Here is a 15,708-nt window from a genome sequence, read left to right as displayed (position 1 = left end):
TCTTTTACTGCGCGTATTTGGCCCGGGCGTCAGGGGCTTGGCCTGAACATCGCGCGGGGGAATCCTTTCCTGATCGTTGATGAATCGGCCATTATTCGGCGATCTTTAATCAAAAAGAGGCTAAATGATGTCAACGCTACCTTCGTTGGGGTTCGCCGGAATCGGTCTGATGGGCCTGCCAATGTGCCGACGCCTGCTCGCGGCGGGCTATCCGCTGACCGTGTGGAACCGCAACCCGGCCAAGTGCGCGCCACTGGTCGAGGCCGGTGCCCGGCAAGTGGCGACGCCTGCCGAACTGTGCGAACACGCGGACGTGGTGATGCTGTGCCTGGCCGATACGGCGGTGGTACGCGAGGTGGTGTTTGGTGCAGCAGGTATCGCCGAAGGGGCGAAAATCGGCCAGTTACTGGTGGATTTTTCCAGTCTCGAACCGACTGCCACCCGTGAGATGGCCGCCGAACTCAAGGACAAAACCGGCATGAGCTGGCTGGATTCGCCGGTATCCGGCGGCGTGGTCGGGGCCGAGGCGGGCAGTCTGGCGATCATGGTCGGTGGTGATGCGGCGGATCTGCAGCGAGTGCACGCGGTGCTGCTCAATCTCGGTCAGCGCGTTACGCACATGGGCGCTGTTGGCGCCGGGCAGGTGACCAAGGCCTGCAACCAGATGATCGTCGCCTGCAACGCCTTGGTGATTGCTGAGGTGGTAGCGCTGGCCGAACAGGCCGGGGTCGATGCCAGCCTGATCGCCGAAGCGCTGGCCGGTGGGTTTGCCGATTCAAAACCGTTGCAGATTCTCGCCCCGCAAATGGCCGAGAGCCGTTTCGAACCGGTGAAGTGGCACGTACGCACGTTGCTCAAGGATCTGGACACGGCAGTGAAGTTTTCCCGCGAACAGGGTTCGGCGACGCCGATCAGCGGATTGGCCGCACAACTGATGCGCCTGCATGGGGCGCAGGGCTTTTTGCAGAAGGACCCTGCAACACTGGTGCAAATGTATCGCGGGCCAGACTCAGCGGATTGACCGCGTGGGAGTTCTTGCGCTGATTGATTTCTTCGAGCACCGGGCGTAACTCGTCCAGCGGCACCGGGCGGCTCAGCAGGTAACCCTGAATGAAGTCGCAGCCTGAGCGCTCAAGGAATTCGTATTGCTCCAGGCTTTCCACGCCTTCGGTCACCACCTGCAAATGCAGGGTGTGGGCCATGACGATGATGGCCTGGACAATCTCCATGTCAGCGGTGGCTTTGGGGATGTCGAGAATGAACGAGCGGTCGATCTTCAGCGTGTTCAGCGGCAGACGCTTGAGGTACGCCAGCGACGAGTAACCGGTGCCGAAATCGTCAATCGACAACGACACGCCGAGGGCGCGGATCTGCCGCAACAGCACCAGGGTATTGGCGATGTTGCCCATCAGCGCGTTTTCGGTGACCTCCAGTTCCAGCCGCTCAGGCGCGACCCCGGCCGAGCGCAACGCGCTTTCGATTTCATCGGCCAGCTCTTCCCTTGCAAGGTTCAGTGGCGAGCAGTTCCAGGCGATTTTCAGATCCTCGCAGCCGTGGCGCGACAACTCGCCGAGATCCTTGCACGCCTTGCGCAACACCCAGTTGTCCAGCTCGGCGATCAGGCCGTTGGTTTCGGCAATCGCGATAAACCGATCCGGCGCCAACAGGCCATGCAGCGGATGCTGCCAGCGAATCAGCGCTTCGAGCTTGGTCACACGGCCGGTTTTCAGCTCGTAGATCGGCTGGTAGTAGAGGGTCAGGCCGCTTTCCGAACGCAAGGCGTGACGCAGCTCTTCTTCGAGTTGCAACTCCATGCTGGCGCGGGTCTTGAGGTTCGAACTGAAGAAGTGCAGACCGTTGCGGCCATTGCCCTTGGATTGATACAGCGCCAGATCCGCGTGCTTGAGCAGTTCTTCGCAGGTGTTGCCATCGTCCGGGTACAGGCTGATGCCGATGCTGGTGGTCATGACCATGCGCCGCCCGGCCAACTCGATTGGCTCCTTCATCTTGAGCATGATGCGCTGGGCCATGGTGCGTGCTTCTTCACGGTCGTGCAGGTTGATCAGAATGCAGAACTCGTCGCCGCCAAAGCGTGCGACCACGTCTTCATGGCTGCGCACCGAGCCCTTGATGTGATCGGCGATGACCTTGAGCAGTGCGTCTCCGGCGTCGTGGCCGAGGCTGTCGTTGATGCGTTTGAAGTGGTCGATGTCGAGAAACATCACCGCCAGCATTCCGCCTTCGCTGGCCTTCTGGCTGAGCTTCTCGGCGAAGATCTGATTGAAGCCTCGGCGGTTGATCAGGTTGGTCAGCGCGTCGTAATTGGCCACCTGTTGCAGCGACATGCGCGCCTGATCGAGCTGGCTGAGCAGGGCGTTGACCCGACGCAGATCGTGATCCTTCTTCTGCAATTTCTTGTCGGCCAGCGCTGCGCTGACGGCACTGCCGAGGATCAGCAAGATGATCAGCGCCACGGTCAGGCCCAGTTGCAGATGATTGGTTTCTCGCGGCATCGTCAGCGCAGTGCCTTCGGGCAGTACCAGTTGCAGCGCGGCCATCCCGGTGAAATGCATGCTGAAGATACCCGCGCCGAGAATTAGCGCAGCGGTGTACTTGAGCAACTGATGCAGCATGCCGCTGCCTTCGCGCAGATACCCGGCCACCCACAGCGCGGCGAAACTGGCGCCGATGGCAATCGCAATCGACAGGCTGAACAGCATTGGCTGGTAATAAGCAGTGGCGACCGAGTGCATCGCGGCCATGCCGACATAGTGCATGCCGGCGATGCCGAAACCGATGACGATGGCGGTTTTCAGGTATTTCAGCAGCGTCGGATGCGGCTCGCTGAGGGTGTGCATGGCCAGCCACGAAGCGAGCAGGGCGATCAGCAGGGAGAACAGGGTGATGCCCAGGTCGTAATGGATTTCGATGGGCGCCTGGAACGCCAGCATACCGATGAAGTGCATGGCCCAGATGCCGCCGGCCAGACAGGTCGCGCCGATCCAGCGCCAGAGGCGTTGCGAACCCGGGTCTTCGGCGTGGCCGAGCCTTTCTGCCATATCGAGGGTGGCAAAACTCGCGGCGCAGGCGACCAGATAGGCCACCAGCACCAATACCGGATTGTGGGTGCAATCGAGAATGACCTGCCCGCTCTCCGGCAGCTCGGTAACAAACTGCAAACCAAGCCACTCCATAGCATGCCCCGTCTCTGAAGTCGTCCTTCCTGCGTCAGCAACGCAAGTGAATGACTGCAGTATAGAGGCCGTATGGAAGGCGCAAGCGGTAGTGGCACATTGGCGCTAATGATTTTGACATTAGCTTCATAGCGTTTGGCGCTAAGGCTCAGGCGATCTGTTCATAAGGCATTTCTGCCCAGTATTGCTCCAGCGGCAGCAGACCGAATGCAGCGCGGGCGGTATCGCAATCGGCGTTGTGCTCGCCGTTCTCCCACGATGCCTCGAACTCGCGGCAGGTGCTGGAGCGCTTCTCGTAAATCGAGCATTGCACGGTGCTGCCGACTTCACCGACCAGCGCGGTGCAACGCACCGGTTTGCGGTCGGTACCGATCATTGCCACCCGGCTCGGTGTGATCTGGGTGACCAGATCGTCGGGCACCGTACCGCCGGAGGAAGCGCATTCACCCCAGAAAAAAGACACGCGAAAATGGGAACAGCAGGCACCGCAATTCAGACACGGACTGACGTGGGACATGGGGGAGGGTATCAAAGGATTGATCGGCTCGAATCCGGACGGATTCGGCGGCTATTCTAGGCTTCGCCACGGACTTGGGAAGGGGGGCGGGAAAGTATTTTTTTGTGGCAAGATTTTGCCGCAAACGCCCCGGTTTTCGGGGGATGTCAGGCATATCAAGGGCTTACGTTTCGTTACAGTGCCATGGCCCGATATCAGGCTGACGAATGATCGAAGACAGGCCGGATACGCCTGACTAGATTGCAGGTTCCGGGCTCGGATGCGTCGGCAGTGAAGCCCTATAACAATAAAGAGACGGACCCATGCAGAACTCGACCCAAGCGGCGAATGCCTGGCGCATTCTGTTCCTGCTGTTCCTCGCCAACCTGTTCAACTTTTTCGACCGCACCATTCCGGCGATTATCATCGAGCCGATTCGCATGGAATGGCACCTCAGCGACTTTCAGCTGGGGATCGTCGGCACCGCGTTCACTCTCGTCTATGCGATTGCCGGCCTGCCGCTGGGGCGCATGGCCGACACCGGCTCACGCAGCAAACTGATGGGCTGGGGCCTGGCGACGTGGAGCGCGCTGACCGCAGTCAACGGCCTGGTGGGCAGTTTCTGGAGTTTCCTGATCGTGCGCATGGGCATCGGCATTGGCGAGGCGAGTTACGCGCCAGCGGCCAACTCGCTGATCGGTGACTTGTTTCCGGCGCATCGTCGGGCGCGGGCGATGGGCATATTCATGCTCGGTCTGCCGCTGGGGTTGTTGCTGGCGTTCTTCACCATCGGCGCGATGGTCAAGGCTTTCGACAGCTGGCGCGCGCCGTTCTTTATCGCGGCGGTGCCGGGGCTGATCCTGGCGATCTTCATGTTCTTCATCAAAGAGCCGAAACGCGGCGCGGCGGAAACCGTGCAGGTCTCGCAAGAGAAAGTCGACAAGCCGATCCGGCGAATTCTGGCCGTGCCGACCTTCTTGTGGCTGGTGATGGCGGGGCTGTGCTTCAACTTCGCCACCTATGCCTGCAACTCGTTTCTGGTGCCGATGCTGCAACGTTATTTCCTGATGCCGTTGCAGGAAGCAGCGGTGGCGACTGGTGTCATTGTGGGCGTTACCGGGTTGGTCGGTTTGACCTTGGGTGGCTGGATTGCTGACAAGATCCACCAGCGTGTGGCCAACGGAAGACTGTTGTTCGCGGCGTTCAGCCTGATCATTTCGACGCTGTGCACGGCGTGGGCGTTGCACGCCGGGCGAATCGAGATTGGTATGTTTGTTGCGGTGTTCAGTGTCGGCTGGCTGTTTGCCTATAACTTTTATACCTGCGTGTACACGGCGATTCAGGACGTGGTCGAACCGCGCCTGCGGGCCACGGCGATGGCGCTGTTCTTTGCCGGGTTGTACTTGCTCGGCGGCGGTTTGGGGCCAGTGGTGGTGGGCGCGTTGTCGGACCATTTCGCGCATACGGCGATGCTGGCAGAGGGCGCGGAGCAGATGACCGAGGCTTATAAGGCGGTGGGGCTGCATGACGCGATGTACCTGATCCCGGTGGCGCTGTTCTTCACGATGGTGTTTCTGTTTTTGGCTGCACGGTGTTTTGTGCGGGATGCGAAGCGGATGAAGGAGGGGTTGGTTGCTGTAATTGAGCCTGATGTTGCGGTGGCGACTGCATGATTGCTATCGCTAGCAGGCTAGCTCCCACAGTGATTGTGTTCACACTGGAGATCCAGTGTGGCAGCTAGCTCCCACAGTGATTGTGTTCACACTGGAGATCCAGTGTGGCAGCTAGCTCCCACAGTGATTGTGTTCACACTGGAGATCCAGTGTGGCAGCTAGCTCCCACAGTGATTGTGTTCACACTGGAGATCCAGTGTGGCAGCTAGTTCCCACAGTGATTGTGCTCACACTGGAGATCCAGTGTTGCAGCCAGTTCCCACAGTGATTGTGCTCACACTGGAGATCCAGTGTTGCAGCTAGTTCCCACAGTGATTGTGCTCACACTGGAGATCCAGTGTTGCAGCCAGTTCCCACAGTGATTGTGCTCACACTGGAGATCCAGTGTTGCAGCCAGTTCCCACAGTGATTGTGTTCACACTGGAGATCCAATGTGGGAGCTAGCCTGCTAGCGATGAGGCGAGCCCTCTCACTGGCTAAATGACAGGCAAACAAAAAGGCCCGCATCGCTGCGGGCCTTCTTGTTTTCAGCGGCGGAGCGGGGAGATTAACCCGCGACCAACACCCGAATCGCTTCCAGTCGCAGCGCGGCTTTGTCCAGCATCGCCAGGCCTTTCTCGCGTTGTTCACGCAAGGCAACCAGTTCGCTGTCACGCACGGTCGGGTTGACCGCTTGCAACGCGGTCAGGCGTGCCAGTTCTTCGTCGGTGTCAGCCGCCAGACGGCGACGGGCCTCGGCCACGCGTTCGGCGTGACGCGGGGTGATCTTTTCTTCACCGGCGTTGATCCGTGGCGTCAGCTGATCGCGCTGGGCCTGGATGAACTTGTTGGCGCTGGCACGCGGTACGCTTTCCAGTTGGTCGTTCAGTGTTTCGAACGACACACGAGAAGACAGGTCGTTGCCATTGGTGTCGAGCAGGCAGCGCAGGGCGGCCGGCGGCAGATAACGCCCCAGTTGCAGCGCGCGCGGAGCAACCACTTCGCTGACGTAAAGCAGTTCAAGCAACACGGTGCCAGGTTTCAGCGCCTTGTTCTTGATCAGCGCGACGGCGGTGTTGCCCATCGAACCGGACAGCACCAGATCCATGCCGCCTTGCACCATCGGGTGTTCCCAGGTGATGAACTGCATGTCTTCACGCGACAGCGCCTGGTTGCGGTCGTAGGTGATGGTCACGCCTTCGTCGTCGCCCAGTGGGAAACTGGCGTCGAGCATCTTCTCGCTCGGCTTGAGGATCAGGGCGTTTTCCGAATGGTCTTCGCTGTCGATGCCGAACGCGTCGAACAGGGTTTCCATGTAGATCGGCAGGGCGAACTGATCGTCTTGCTCAAGGATGTCTTCAACCAGTGCTTCACCTTCGCCAGCGCCGCCGGAGTTGAGCTCCAGCAGACGGTCGCGACCGGTGTGCAGTTCGCTTTCCAGACGCTCGCGCTCGGTGCGCGCCTCGTCGATCAGCGCTTGCCACTCGCCGTCGTCAGCCTCTTCCAGCAGCGGCAGCAGGCGCGGGCCGAACTGATGCTGCAAGGCGTTGCCGGTCGGGCAAGTATTGAGGAATGCGTTCAGCGCTTCGTGATACCACTGGAACAGACGCTCTTGCGGGCTGGTTTCCAGGTACGGCACGTGTAGCTCGATAATGTGCTTCTGACCGATCCGGTCGAGGCGACCGATACGCTGCTCCAGCAGGTCCGGGTGCGACGGCAGATCGAACAGCACCAGATGGTGAGCGAACTGGAAGTTGCGACCTTCACTGCCGATTTCCGAGCAGATCAGCACCTGTGCGCCAAACTCTTCGTCGGCGAAGTAGGCGGCGGCGCGGTCACGCTCAAGGATGTTCATGCCTTCATGGAACACCGTGGCCGGGATGCCGGAACGCACGCGCAGCGCGTCTTCCAGGTCCATCGCGGTTTCGGCGTGGGCGCAGATCACCAGCACTTTGGTGCGCTTGAGCATTTTCAGCTGATCGATCAGCCATTCGACACGAGGGTCGAATTTCCACCAGCGCTCTTCTTCGCTGGCGTCCGGCTGCGCCTGGAAGCTGACTTCCGGGTACAGCTCGGCGTGATCGCCCAATGGCAGTTCGAGGTATTCGTCCGGGCACGGCAGCGGGTACGGGTGCAGTTTGCGTTCCGGGAAACCCTGCACGGCGGCGCGGGTGTTACGGAACAGCACGCGGCCGGTGCCGTGGCGGTCAAGCAGTTCACGCACCAGGCGGGCACTGGCTTCGGTGTCGCCATCGTTGACGGCGGCCAGCAGGGCTTCACCTTCGTTGCCGAGGAAACCGTGAATGGTCTTGTGCGCTTCTGGCGAGAGACGGCCCTTGTCCAGCAGCTCCTGAACGGCTTCGGCCACCGGGCGATAGTTTTCGCTCTCGGCGCGGAAAGCGGCCAGGTCATGGAAACGGTTCGGGTCGAGCAGGCGCAGACGCGCGAAGTGGCTGTCCTGACCGAGTTGTTCCGGGGTTGCGGTGAGCAACAGCACGCCCGGGATGACTTCGGCGAGTTGTTCGACCAGGGTGTATTCGGCGCTGGCCTTCTCTTCGTGCCAGACCAGGTGGTGGGCTTCGTCGACCACCAGCAGATCCCAACCGGCGGCGAACAGCGCGTCCTGGGCCTTCTCGTCGTCGACCAGCCATTCCAGCGCAACCAGCGCCAGTTGGGTGTCTTCGAACGGATTGGCGGCATCGCTTTCGATGAAGCGTTCTTCGTCGAACAGCGCGACTTGCAGGTTGAAGCGGCGGCGCATCTCGACCAGCCACTGGTGCTGGAGGTTTTCCGGCACGAGGATCAGCACGCGATTGGCGCGACCCGAGAGCAGTTGGCGGTGGATCACCAGACCGGCTTCGATGGTTTTACCCAGACCCACTTCGTCCGCCAGCAAAACCCGTGGCGCGATACGGTCAGCGACTTCGCGGGCAATGTGCAGTTGGTGAGCGATTGGCTGAGCACGAACGCCGCCCAGGCCCCACAGCGAAGACTGCAACTGGCGGCTGGTGTGTTCGAGGGTGTTGTAACGCAGGGAGAACCACGACAGCGGGTCGATTTGCCCGGCGAACAGACGGTCGCTGGCCAGACGGAACTGAATGAAGTTCGACAGCTGGGTTTCCGGCAGCGTAACGGCTTCGTTCTGTGCGTTGAGGCCGTGGTAGACCAGCAGGCCATCGACGTCGTCGACTTGCTGTACGGTCAGTTTCCAGCCTTCGAAGTGAGTGATCGAGTCACCCGGCGAGAACCGCACGCGGGTGAGGGGCGCATTCCTTAGCGCGTACTGGCGAGTTTCGCCAGTGGCCGGGTAGAGCACGGTCAACAAGCGGCCGTCCTGTGCCAGAACGGTGCCTAAACCCAGCTCGGCTTCGCTATCACTGATCCAGCGTTGCCCCGGTTGATACTGCTGCGCCATGCTGCCTGACTCCCACCTTGAAAAAGCGGGCTATCTTAACGGAATGCGGGCTTCAGGGCCAAAGATTACTGGGCAAAAGCTGCCACAGACTGTGATCTTTTGATGTTTGAGAACCCTTGGGTTTTGCGCTGTCTGATGAAGTTCGCAGCCTTCGACAGCGCCAACAGGTGCCAAGCACGTCACAGATTTACGACCGGTGGCTCAAGGCACCTTGGCCGCAGCCGATAGCCTTCTGACAGGAGACCCCTTATATGCTGCTACCGATGCTCCCCCTGAGCGCTGTGCCGATCACCTCCCAGCAGGACCCGATCCGCCAGCGGCCGGACATTCCTCCGGTGGTACCGGTGCAGGAAAGCTCCAGCGAAAGCACGATCGATCTGCAAAAACGCGACCCCGAAGAGGCTGCGCTGCAACTGCGTGAAGAACAGCGCCGTCAGCAGGAGCGCGATCGTCGTCGCCGGGAGGCCGATGAAGACCCCGAAGAACACCTTGCCGTGCCCGGTACCGAACTCAATGCCGACAACACCGTGCCGGTGGTGCCGCTGATGGAAGACCAGCCGCGCCAGGGCTTGTGGGTTGATATTGAAATCTGAGGTTGTCCGGCAGGCAGGCAAAGCCGCATTATTGGCGCAGTTCTGCTGGTGTTCCGGCAGTTGTGATTGTTCTTCTGCGATGTAACGAATGCCATGAGCCAAGACGACAAACTGATCGACCTTAATTCCGAGCGCGCCAAGCGGGTTCATGACCTTAACGATAAGCGTCTGAACGAAGTGCGTCAGGCTTTCGAGCAGGCGATGCCGTTGGCAAAAGCGAAGAAAAAGCCGAAAAACAAACCGAAAAAGCGTTGATCCCCCCTGCATCCGTTGATGCAGGTCAGTTATTTCCCCCTCCTTTATCTCCCGTCTCTCTGAGCATTGATCCCGGTCAATTCTTGCGCCTGCCTGATTGGTTAACTTAGTTCCATCGCAGCAAAGCAGGGGCCAGGAGGCCAGTCATGTTTTTCGATAACGTGGTGTTTGCCGGTGTTTTGACGGTTGGCCTTATGGTTCTGTTTTTTGCAGGGTTTGGATTTTTTATCTGGAAAGATGCGAATAAGCGGAAGAAACCGTAGGTCTTTTTGGGTTTGATGAGCACGCAAGGCATTTTGGGGCGACTTCGGTTGCCCCTTTTTTTTTGCCTTTTTTTTGGGTTGGGTTTGAGATTGGGGGCTTATCCGTTGCTGCGGTAATGGCTGCTTATGGTTTCGCTTTTACAGCGACTCCCTTTGGCAAACGCCCCAAAGGAAGCAAAAGTCTGGTGCCCTGACGTCCGGCCCGCTCGCTGGGGCTCGGGGTTCCTTCGCTCCGGGATACCGTAGCTCGGGAACCCCGAGCCCCAGCGAGCGGGCCGTACGCCCGGGGCAAAGCCTTTTGGTTCCTTTTTGGCGTTTGAAAAAGGGAGTCGCTGTAAGAGCGAAACCGCCAGTGGCAACACCCGCAGCAACGGATATGCCCCCAAACCCCAAACCCCAAACTCCAAAAACAAAAAAGGCGCGATCCTTTCGAATCGCGCCTTTTTCAGTACAGCTATCTATCAGCTACCCAATGCCTTGGATGCCAGCCAGAACAGGCCAGCCGACAGGCCGACTGTCGCTGGCAGGGTCAGGACCCAGGCCAGCAGGATGGTGCGCACGGTGCCGCCTTGCAGGCCGCTTTTGTTGGCGACCATGGTGCCGGCCACGCCCGAGGACAGGACGTGGGTGGTGGACACCGGCAAGCTGAAGATGTTGGCCAGGCCGATCAAACTGGCGGTAGTGATCTGCGCCGACATGCCTTGCGAGTAGGTCATGCCTTGCTTGCCGATCTTCTCGCCGATGGTCAGAACTACGCGTTTCCAGCCGACCATGGTGCCCAGGCCGAGGGCCAGTGCTACCGCCAGAATTACCCAGAACGGGGCGTATTCGGTGGTGGTGGTCAGGTCTTTGCGCAGTTTGTCCAGGTCAGCCTTTTCGCGTGGCTCAAGGCCTGGCAATTTGCCGACTTTCTTCGCGGTGTCGTCCAGGCACAGCAGGTAGCGACGTACCTCGATGCGGCTTTCCGACGACAGCGAGTGATAGTCCGCTACACCTTTAAGGGTGCCGAGCAGGGCGCTGATGGTCGGTTCAGTCTGCTGCGGGTTGCAGCGGAACTTCTCCGGCAGGTCGCCTTCTACGCTTTTGCCCAGGGCCAGGAACTCGCCAAGCGAATCGGAATTGCGCTTGTAGAACTGGCTCAAGTGCAGGGTCGCATCGCGGGTGCGTTCGATCTGGTAAGTGGTGCTGCCCAGGTCGAGTACGAACTGCGCCGGAACGATACCGATCAAGACCAGCATGATCAGGCCGATGCCTTTCTGGCCATCGTTGGAACCGTGCACGAAGCTCACCGCCATCGCCGAAATCACCAGAACCAGACGGTTCCAGAACGGCGGGTGCTTCTTGTCGTCGAGCTTGCGGCGCTGTTCAGGCGTCTTGTGCATCTTCGACAGCGGGCGCCACCATTTCAGGCCGATCAGGATCAGCGCTGCAATGAGGAAACCGGCCATCGGCGAGAACACCAGCGAGGCGCCGATATCGATCGCTTTCTGCCAGTTCACACCGTCGGCCAACGGAATGTCGTTGATCAGGGCGTTCGCCAGACCAACACCGAGGATCGAGCCGATCAGGGTGTGGGAGCTGGAGGCCGGGATACCGAAGTACCAGGTGCCCAGGTTCCAGGTGATGGCGGCGGCGAGCAAGGAGAACACCATAGCCAAACCGTGGCCCGTGTTCACATTGATCAGCAGTTCCACCGGCAGCAAGTGGACGATGGCATACGCCACGCCAACACCACCCAGCAGCACGCCGAGAAAGTTGAACACACCGGAAAAGAACACCGCGAGGTGAGGCGGCATGGCTTTGGTGTAGATAACAGTGGCTACCGCGTTAGCGGTGTCATGAAATCCATTGATGAACTCGAAGGCGAGGACAAAAGTCAGGGCGAGCAAGAGGCTCACAAGCACCCAGGCATCCAGTCCGCTGAATAAATCGATCATGAAGGTTTTCTGACCCGGTCATAAGGGGGCGCGATTATGCCAGAAAAGACTGGAAATCGATGCCCTACCTGCTAATCGGTCACACACATCGACGATTTAATTTGTTGCAATGCGTTAAAGCCGAGTTTTTTACAGGGTTTTTCAAGTCATTGATTGGCCTGGAGAAAAACTCTGAAATCGGGCTTTTGACCCGCGTCGGAAAGGGCTGAAACGCTTGTGTGAAATATCTCTGAAACGAGTCGGACATGCTCCATTCCCGTGCAGGACGGGGGAGTGGCCGCCGCCCGCGGGTAACGGGCGTGCAAGGCAACGTCTATTCACCGTGCTTGTAGCCGGTGCGACGCAGACCCTGGAAAGACTCAAATCCGCAGGCTCATGGCTCTTCGGTTTTGAGTTCCTTTTCCATTTTTTCAAGTTCTTGCTGGAAAACCTGATCCTGAACGGTGGCGCGCTTACGCCAGGGTTTGCGTTCTGGTTCGGGTTGAGCGGCGTAGGTGGTGACTTCCCCGCCGTAAACATCCTTGTAACGTTGTTCCTGGCGCTCAAGTTCCGCGCGCAGTTCGTCTTTCGTCACAGTGCTACCTGTTTGAGTTGAGATAAATGTCTGGTGAACGCACGGCAACGGTCGCAAGAACGAATCCACCGAGGAGCAATGCCTGAACAGGCATTGGTGTAATCGGAGGGCGATCAAGACTTCCATGTTGCTGGGCGGCTACGGCACCAGATTAAAACTGACGCAGCATCAGTTTCCTGTTTCAGCGCGCACTGGCGATACATGCATAAATGAACGTCAGGCGGCGGCCTGGGCTGACAGCAATAGGCATTGCGTCAACGGCGGGCGCCATCGGCCAATGAAAACGCGGCGCCACTGAGGTGCATTATAGCGGCCGATTCGGGAATGACTATCTTTGCCAAGTTAAAAACGGTTCGGGATGTGTGATTGTTTTGTGACTGACAAATTTTATCGGTAGTTGAAGTCTGGTCTTTTCGTTATTTACGTCGCGTTCTGTTTCTGGCGCCATTAAGTCGAACAACTAAGATACCGCTGTCCAAGTTGAGCAAGTTCCCCGGCACGCAACATGAAGCGCACCGTTGGCGGCGAGGCCGCTGATTGCGATTATCGGTCGTCGGTTCGATAATCGCACAATGTTCAGGGCCGGACGCTTGTGCATCTGCCCGCGAATCGTTTGTATAGCCGCTGATCCGTGCCGGAAAAAGGACCTGAAATGAACGATCAAATGCGCAATTCCTTCACCTCCGTGGCGCCGCCGATTGTCGCCTCGCCGGCCAAACGCATCCAGGCCCTGACCGGTGATCCTGACTTCATGACCTCGCTGGCCCGTGGTCTGGCAGTGGTGCAGGCATTTCAGGAGCGCAAGCGGCACCTGACCATCGCGCAGATCAGTCACCGCACGGAAATCCCTCGCGCCGCCGTGCGCCGTTGCCTGCACACCTTGATCAAACTCGGCTACGCCACCACTGATGGCCGCACCTATTCGCTGCTGCCGAAAGTGCTGACCCTCGGTCATGCCTATTTGTCTTCGACACCGTTGGCGGTTTCGGCCCAGCCCTATCTCGACCGTATGAGCGAGCAACTGCACGAGGCCTGCAACATGGCCACGCTGGAGGGTGACGACATTCTTTACATCGCCCGCTCGGCAACCACGCAACGGCTGATTTCGGTGGATCTGTCGGTGGGTGGGCGCTTGCCGGCCTATTGCACATCGATGGGGCGAATTCTGTTGGCGGCGCTCGACGACACGTCTCTGCGCGAATACCTCGACCATGCCGAACTGGTAGCCAAGACCAGTCGCACGCTGCACACCCCGGACACTTTGCTCGAATGTCTGCAAGAAGTGCGGCAACAGGGCTGGTGCATCGTCGATCAGGAACTGGAGCAAGGTTTGCGCTCGATTGCCGTGCCGGTGTACGACGCATCCGGGCAAGTGGTGGCCGCGCTCAATGTCAGCACCCACGCCGGCCGAGTCAGCCGCACCGAGCTGGAACAGCGCTTCCTGCCGGGGCTGTTGAGTGCCAGCCGCGACCTGAGTGCGCAGTTGTTTGCCTGATGAAGCTGTTCGATAAACGCACAGTGTTGCGTTTATCGAATTGACGCTAAAACCCTCGGGTCATTAATGTCGCGGCAGCGTCATCCGGCGCTGACCGCCAAGTGTCAGCCCGAATGCCGACTCCCATAATAATGACAAGAGGCAACACCCCATGAGCACGTTCCCCGACTGTCGCCACTGCCGTTGCTGTTGCCAGGTTGCGCGCAACGCCTGATTCAAACCTTCTATTCTTGTGCCCGTGCCGCTCTTTGGCCGGCCGCCGTTCGACTGCGTTTTTTGCGTGGAATAAAAATAATGAACCAGCCTCAGTCCGCTGTGGGTAACTGCCTCGACGTGCAGTCCTTCATCAATGCCCAACCGATCTCGCGCTATCAGTGGCGAGTGGTGATCTTGTGTTTCCTGATTGTGTTCCTCGATGGCCTCGACACCGCAGCCATGGGTTTTATTGCGCCGGCACTCTCGCAGGACTGGGGCATCGACCGCGCCAGCCTTGGCCCGGTGATGAGCGCCGCGTTGATCGGCATGGTCTTCGGCGCACTGGGTTCCGGCCCTCTGGCTGACCGTTTCGGGCGAAAAGTCGTACTGGTCGGCGCGGTAATTCTGTTTGGCGCGTTCAGTCTGGCCTCGGCCTACAGCACGAACGTCGAGCAACTGCTGGTACTGCGTTTCCTCACCGGACTGGGTCTCGGTGCGGGCATGCCGAATGCCACGACGCTGCTTTCGGAATACACCCCGGAGCGCAAGAAATCTCTGCTGGTGACCAGCATGTTCTGCGGTTTCAACCTCGGCATGGCCGGCGGCGGGTTCATTTCGGCAAAGCTGATTCCGGCCTTCGGCTGGCACGCACTGCTGCTGATCGGCGGGATTCTGCCGCTGATTCTCGCAGTGGTGCTGTTGTTCTGGCTGCCGGAATCGGCGCGTTTTCTTGTAGTGCGTAACCGTGGCACCGACAAGGTGCGTAAGACCCTGGCGCCGATTGATCCGGCCGTGGTCGCTCAGGCATCGAGTTTCAGCGTGCCGGAACAGAAGACCATCAAGGCGCGCAACGTGTTCGCGGTGATTTTCTCCGGCACCTACAGCACCGGCACGCTGCTGCTGTGGCTGACCTATTTCATGGGCCTGGTGATCGTGTACTTGCTGACCAGTTGGCTGCCGACGCTGATGCGTGACAGCGGCGCGAGCATGGAACAGGCGGCATTCATCGGTGCGTTGTTCCAGTTCGGCGGGGTGTTGAGCGCGGTCGGCGTAGGCTGGGCGATGGACCGGTTCAATCCGCACAAGGTTATCGGCATTTTCTACCTGCTGGCCGGGGTGTTTGCCTACGCGGTGGGGCAGAGCCTGGGCAACATCACGCTGCTTGCGACGTTGGTGCTGGTGGCGGGGATGTGCGTCAACGGCGCGCAATCGGCGATGCCCTCGCTGGCGGCTCGGTTTTATCCGACTCAGGGCCGGGCGACCGGGGTTTCATGGATGCTGGGGATTGGTCGGTTTGGTGCGATTCTCGGGGCGTGGATGGGCGCGACGTTGCTGGGGTTGGGCTGGAATTTCGAGCAAGTGTTGACGGCGTTGGTGATTCCGGCGGCGTTGGCGACTGCGGCGGTGGTGATTAAAGGCATGGTCAGTCATGCGGATGCGACTTGAGTTGATAGGCGCAAATTTTCGCTGAATGTTCCGGCCTCATCGCGGGCAAGCCACGCTCCCACAGGTATCGCGTGATCCTCTGTAGGAGTGAGCCTGCTCGCGATGCTTTTGCTTTTTCGGTTGATTGTTAGGTTGGTAACAATCTGTTCGATAAACGAACACTCAGTCGATTATCGGATTGTTTGGCGATTTT

Annotated in this window: 12 protein-coding genes; 7 read left to right on the top strand and 5 right to left on the bottom strand. The window is 59.3% G+C overall.

Annotated features, from left to right (window positions below; translation table 11 throughout):
• The first annotated feature begins 124 nt into the window (after positions 1-124).
• Positions 125-1,021: an NAD(P)-dependent oxidoreductase gene (locus tag ACTWLJ_RS00535; RefSeq protein WP_445179492.1), complete on the top strand. Its 897-nt coding sequence runs from the start codon at positions 125-127 to the stop codon at positions 1,019-1,021.
• Here the strand turns inward: ACTWLJ_RS00535 and ACTWLJ_RS00530 are convergent.
• Positions 912-3,194 carry a putative bifunctional diguanylate cyclase/phosphodiesterase gene (locus ACTWLJ_RS00530; RefSeq protein WP_445179491.1) on the bottom strand — a complete coding sequence of 761 codons (2,283 nt, stop codon included), beginning with the start codon at positions 3,192-3,194 and terminating at the stop codon, positions 912-914. The two genes, ACTWLJ_RS00535 and ACTWLJ_RS00530, sit on opposite strands and share 110 nt — an antisense overlap.
• A gap of 148 nt (positions 3,195-3,342) precedes the next feature.
• Positions 3,343-3,711: a YkgJ family cysteine cluster protein gene (locus ACTWLJ_RS00525; RefSeq protein WP_445179490.1), complete on the bottom strand. Its 369-nt coding sequence runs from the start codon at positions 3,709-3,711 to the stop codon at positions 3,343-3,345.
• A 302-nt stretch (positions 3,712-4,013) separates the two neighbouring features.
• Here ACTWLJ_RS00525 and ACTWLJ_RS00520 point away from each other — a divergent pair, with 302 nt between their 5' ends.
• Positions 4,014-5,363 carry a spinster family MFS transporter gene (locus ACTWLJ_RS00520; protein WP_445179489.1) on the top strand — a complete coding sequence of 450 codons (1,350 nt, stop codon included), beginning with the start codon at positions 4,014-4,016 and terminating at the stop codon, positions 5,361-5,363.
• Positions 5,364-5,910: 547 nt separating this feature from the next.
• Here the strand turns inward: ACTWLJ_RS00520 and rapA are convergent.
• On the bottom strand, positions 5,911-8,757 hold the full coding sequence (gene rapA, locus ACTWLJ_RS00515; protein ID WP_445179488.1) for an RNA polymerase-associated protein RapA: 2,847 nt from the start codon (positions 8,755-8,757) through the stop codon (positions 5,911-5,913).
• 251 nt (positions 8,758-9,008) lie between these two features.
• On the opposite strand from rapA, the gene ACTWLJ_RS00510 reads away from it, so the two are divergent.
• The 3 genes from ACTWLJ_RS00510 to ccoM all read left to right on the top strand — a co-directional run bounded on the left by ACTWLJ_RS00510 (position 9,009) and on the right by ccoM (position 9,868).
• On the top strand, positions 9,009-9,350 hold the full coding sequence (locus ACTWLJ_RS00510; RefSeq protein WP_445179487.1) for an aspartate-semialdehyde dehydrogenase: 342 nt from the start codon (positions 9,009-9,011) through the stop codon (positions 9,348-9,350).
• A 93-nt stretch (positions 9,351-9,443) separates the two neighbouring features.
• Positions 9,444-9,605, top strand: a complete 162-nt coding sequence (locus tag ACTWLJ_RS00505) for a hypothetical protein (RefSeq protein ID WP_445179486.1) — start codon at positions 9,444-9,446, stop codon at positions 9,603-9,605.
• A gap of 146 nt (positions 9,606-9,751) precedes the next feature.
• On the top strand, positions 9,752-9,868 hold the full coding sequence (gene ccoM, locus ACTWLJ_RS00500; protein WP_007959205.1) for a cytochrome c oxidase subunit CcoM: 117 nt from the start codon (positions 9,752-9,754) through the stop codon (positions 9,866-9,868).
• 461 nt (positions 9,869-10,329) lie between these two features.
• On the opposite strand, the gene ACTWLJ_RS00495 is transcribed toward ccoM, so the two are convergent.
• Positions 10,330-11,805, bottom strand: a complete 1,476-nt coding sequence (locus ACTWLJ_RS00495) for an inorganic phosphate transporter (protein ID WP_445179485.1) — start codon at positions 11,803-11,805, stop codon at positions 10,330-10,332.
• Positions 11,806-12,178: 373 nt separating this feature from the next.
• A complete protein-coding gene (locus tag ACTWLJ_RS00490; RefSeq protein WP_401215820.1) occupies positions 12,179-12,379 on the bottom strand; it encodes a hypothetical protein in 201 nt (66 codons plus the stop codon).
• 652 nt (positions 12,380-13,031) lie between these two features.
• On the opposite strand from ACTWLJ_RS00490, the gene pcaR reads away from it, so the two are divergent.
• Positions 13,032-13,874 (top strand): pca regulon transcriptional regulator PcaR, encoded by an 843-nt coding sequence (gene pcaR / locus ACTWLJ_RS00485; protein WP_096819491.1) that lies wholly within the window; start codon positions 13,032-13,034, stop codon positions 13,872-13,874.
• Positions 13,875-14,168: 294 nt separating this feature from the next.
• Entirely contained in the window at positions 14,169-15,515 is a 1,347-nt protein-coding gene (locus ACTWLJ_RS00480) for an MFS transporter (protein WP_445179484.1), read from the top strand.
• Positions 15,516-15,708: the final 193 nt, after the last annotated feature.

It is taken from the genome of Pseudomonas sp. McL0111 (assembly GCF_052567255.1).
The sequence above is the reverse complement of the archived record's forward strand: the minus strand, read 5'-3'. Positions and strand labels throughout refer to the sequence as shown.

Excerpts from the sequence above, each read along its gene's own strand:
- ACTWLJ_RS00525 (WP_445179490.1), bottom strand. The coding sequence starts at position 3,711 with ATGTCCCACGTCAGTCCGTGTCTGAATTGCGGTGCCTGCTGTTCCCAT.
- ACTWLJ_RS00505 (WP_445179486.1), top strand. The coding sequence starts at position 9,444 with ATGAGCCAAGACGACAAACTGATCGACCTTAATTCCGAGCGCGCCAAG.
- ACTWLJ_RS00520 (WP_445179489.1), top strand. The coding sequence starts at position 4,014 with ATGCAGAACTCGACCCAAGCGGCGAATGCCTGGCGCATTCTGTTCCTG.
- pcaR (WP_096819491.1), top strand. The coding sequence starts at position 13,032 with ATGAACGATCAAATGCGCAATTCCTTCACCTCCGTGGCGCCGCCGATT.
- ACTWLJ_RS00495 (WP_445179485.1), bottom strand. The coding sequence starts at position 11,805 with ATGATCGATTTATTCAGCGGACTGGATGCCTGGGTGCTTGTGAGCCTC.
- ACTWLJ_RS00530 (WP_445179491.1), bottom strand. The coding sequence starts at position 3,194 with ATGGAGTGGCTTGGTTTGCAGTTTGTTACCGAGCTGCCGGAGAGCGGG.
- ccoM (WP_007959205.1), top strand. The coding sequence starts at position 9,752 with ATGTTTTTCGATAACGTGGTGTTTGCCGGTGTTTTGACGGTTGGCCTT.
- rapA (WP_445179488.1), bottom strand. The coding sequence starts at position 8,757 with ATGGCGCAGCAGTATCAACCGGGGCAACGCTGGATCAGTGATAGCGAA.
- ACTWLJ_RS00480 (WP_445179484.1), top strand. The coding sequence starts at position 14,169 with ATGAACCAGCCTCAGTCCGCTGTGGGTAACTGCCTCGACGTGCAGTCC.
- ACTWLJ_RS00510 (WP_445179487.1), top strand. The coding sequence starts at position 9,009 with ATGCTGCTACCGATGCTCCCCCTGAGCGCTGTGCCGATCACCTCCCAG.
- ACTWLJ_RS00535 (WP_445179492.1), top strand. The coding sequence starts at position 125 with ATGATGTCAACGCTACCTTCGTTGGGGTTCGCCGGAATCGGTCTGATG.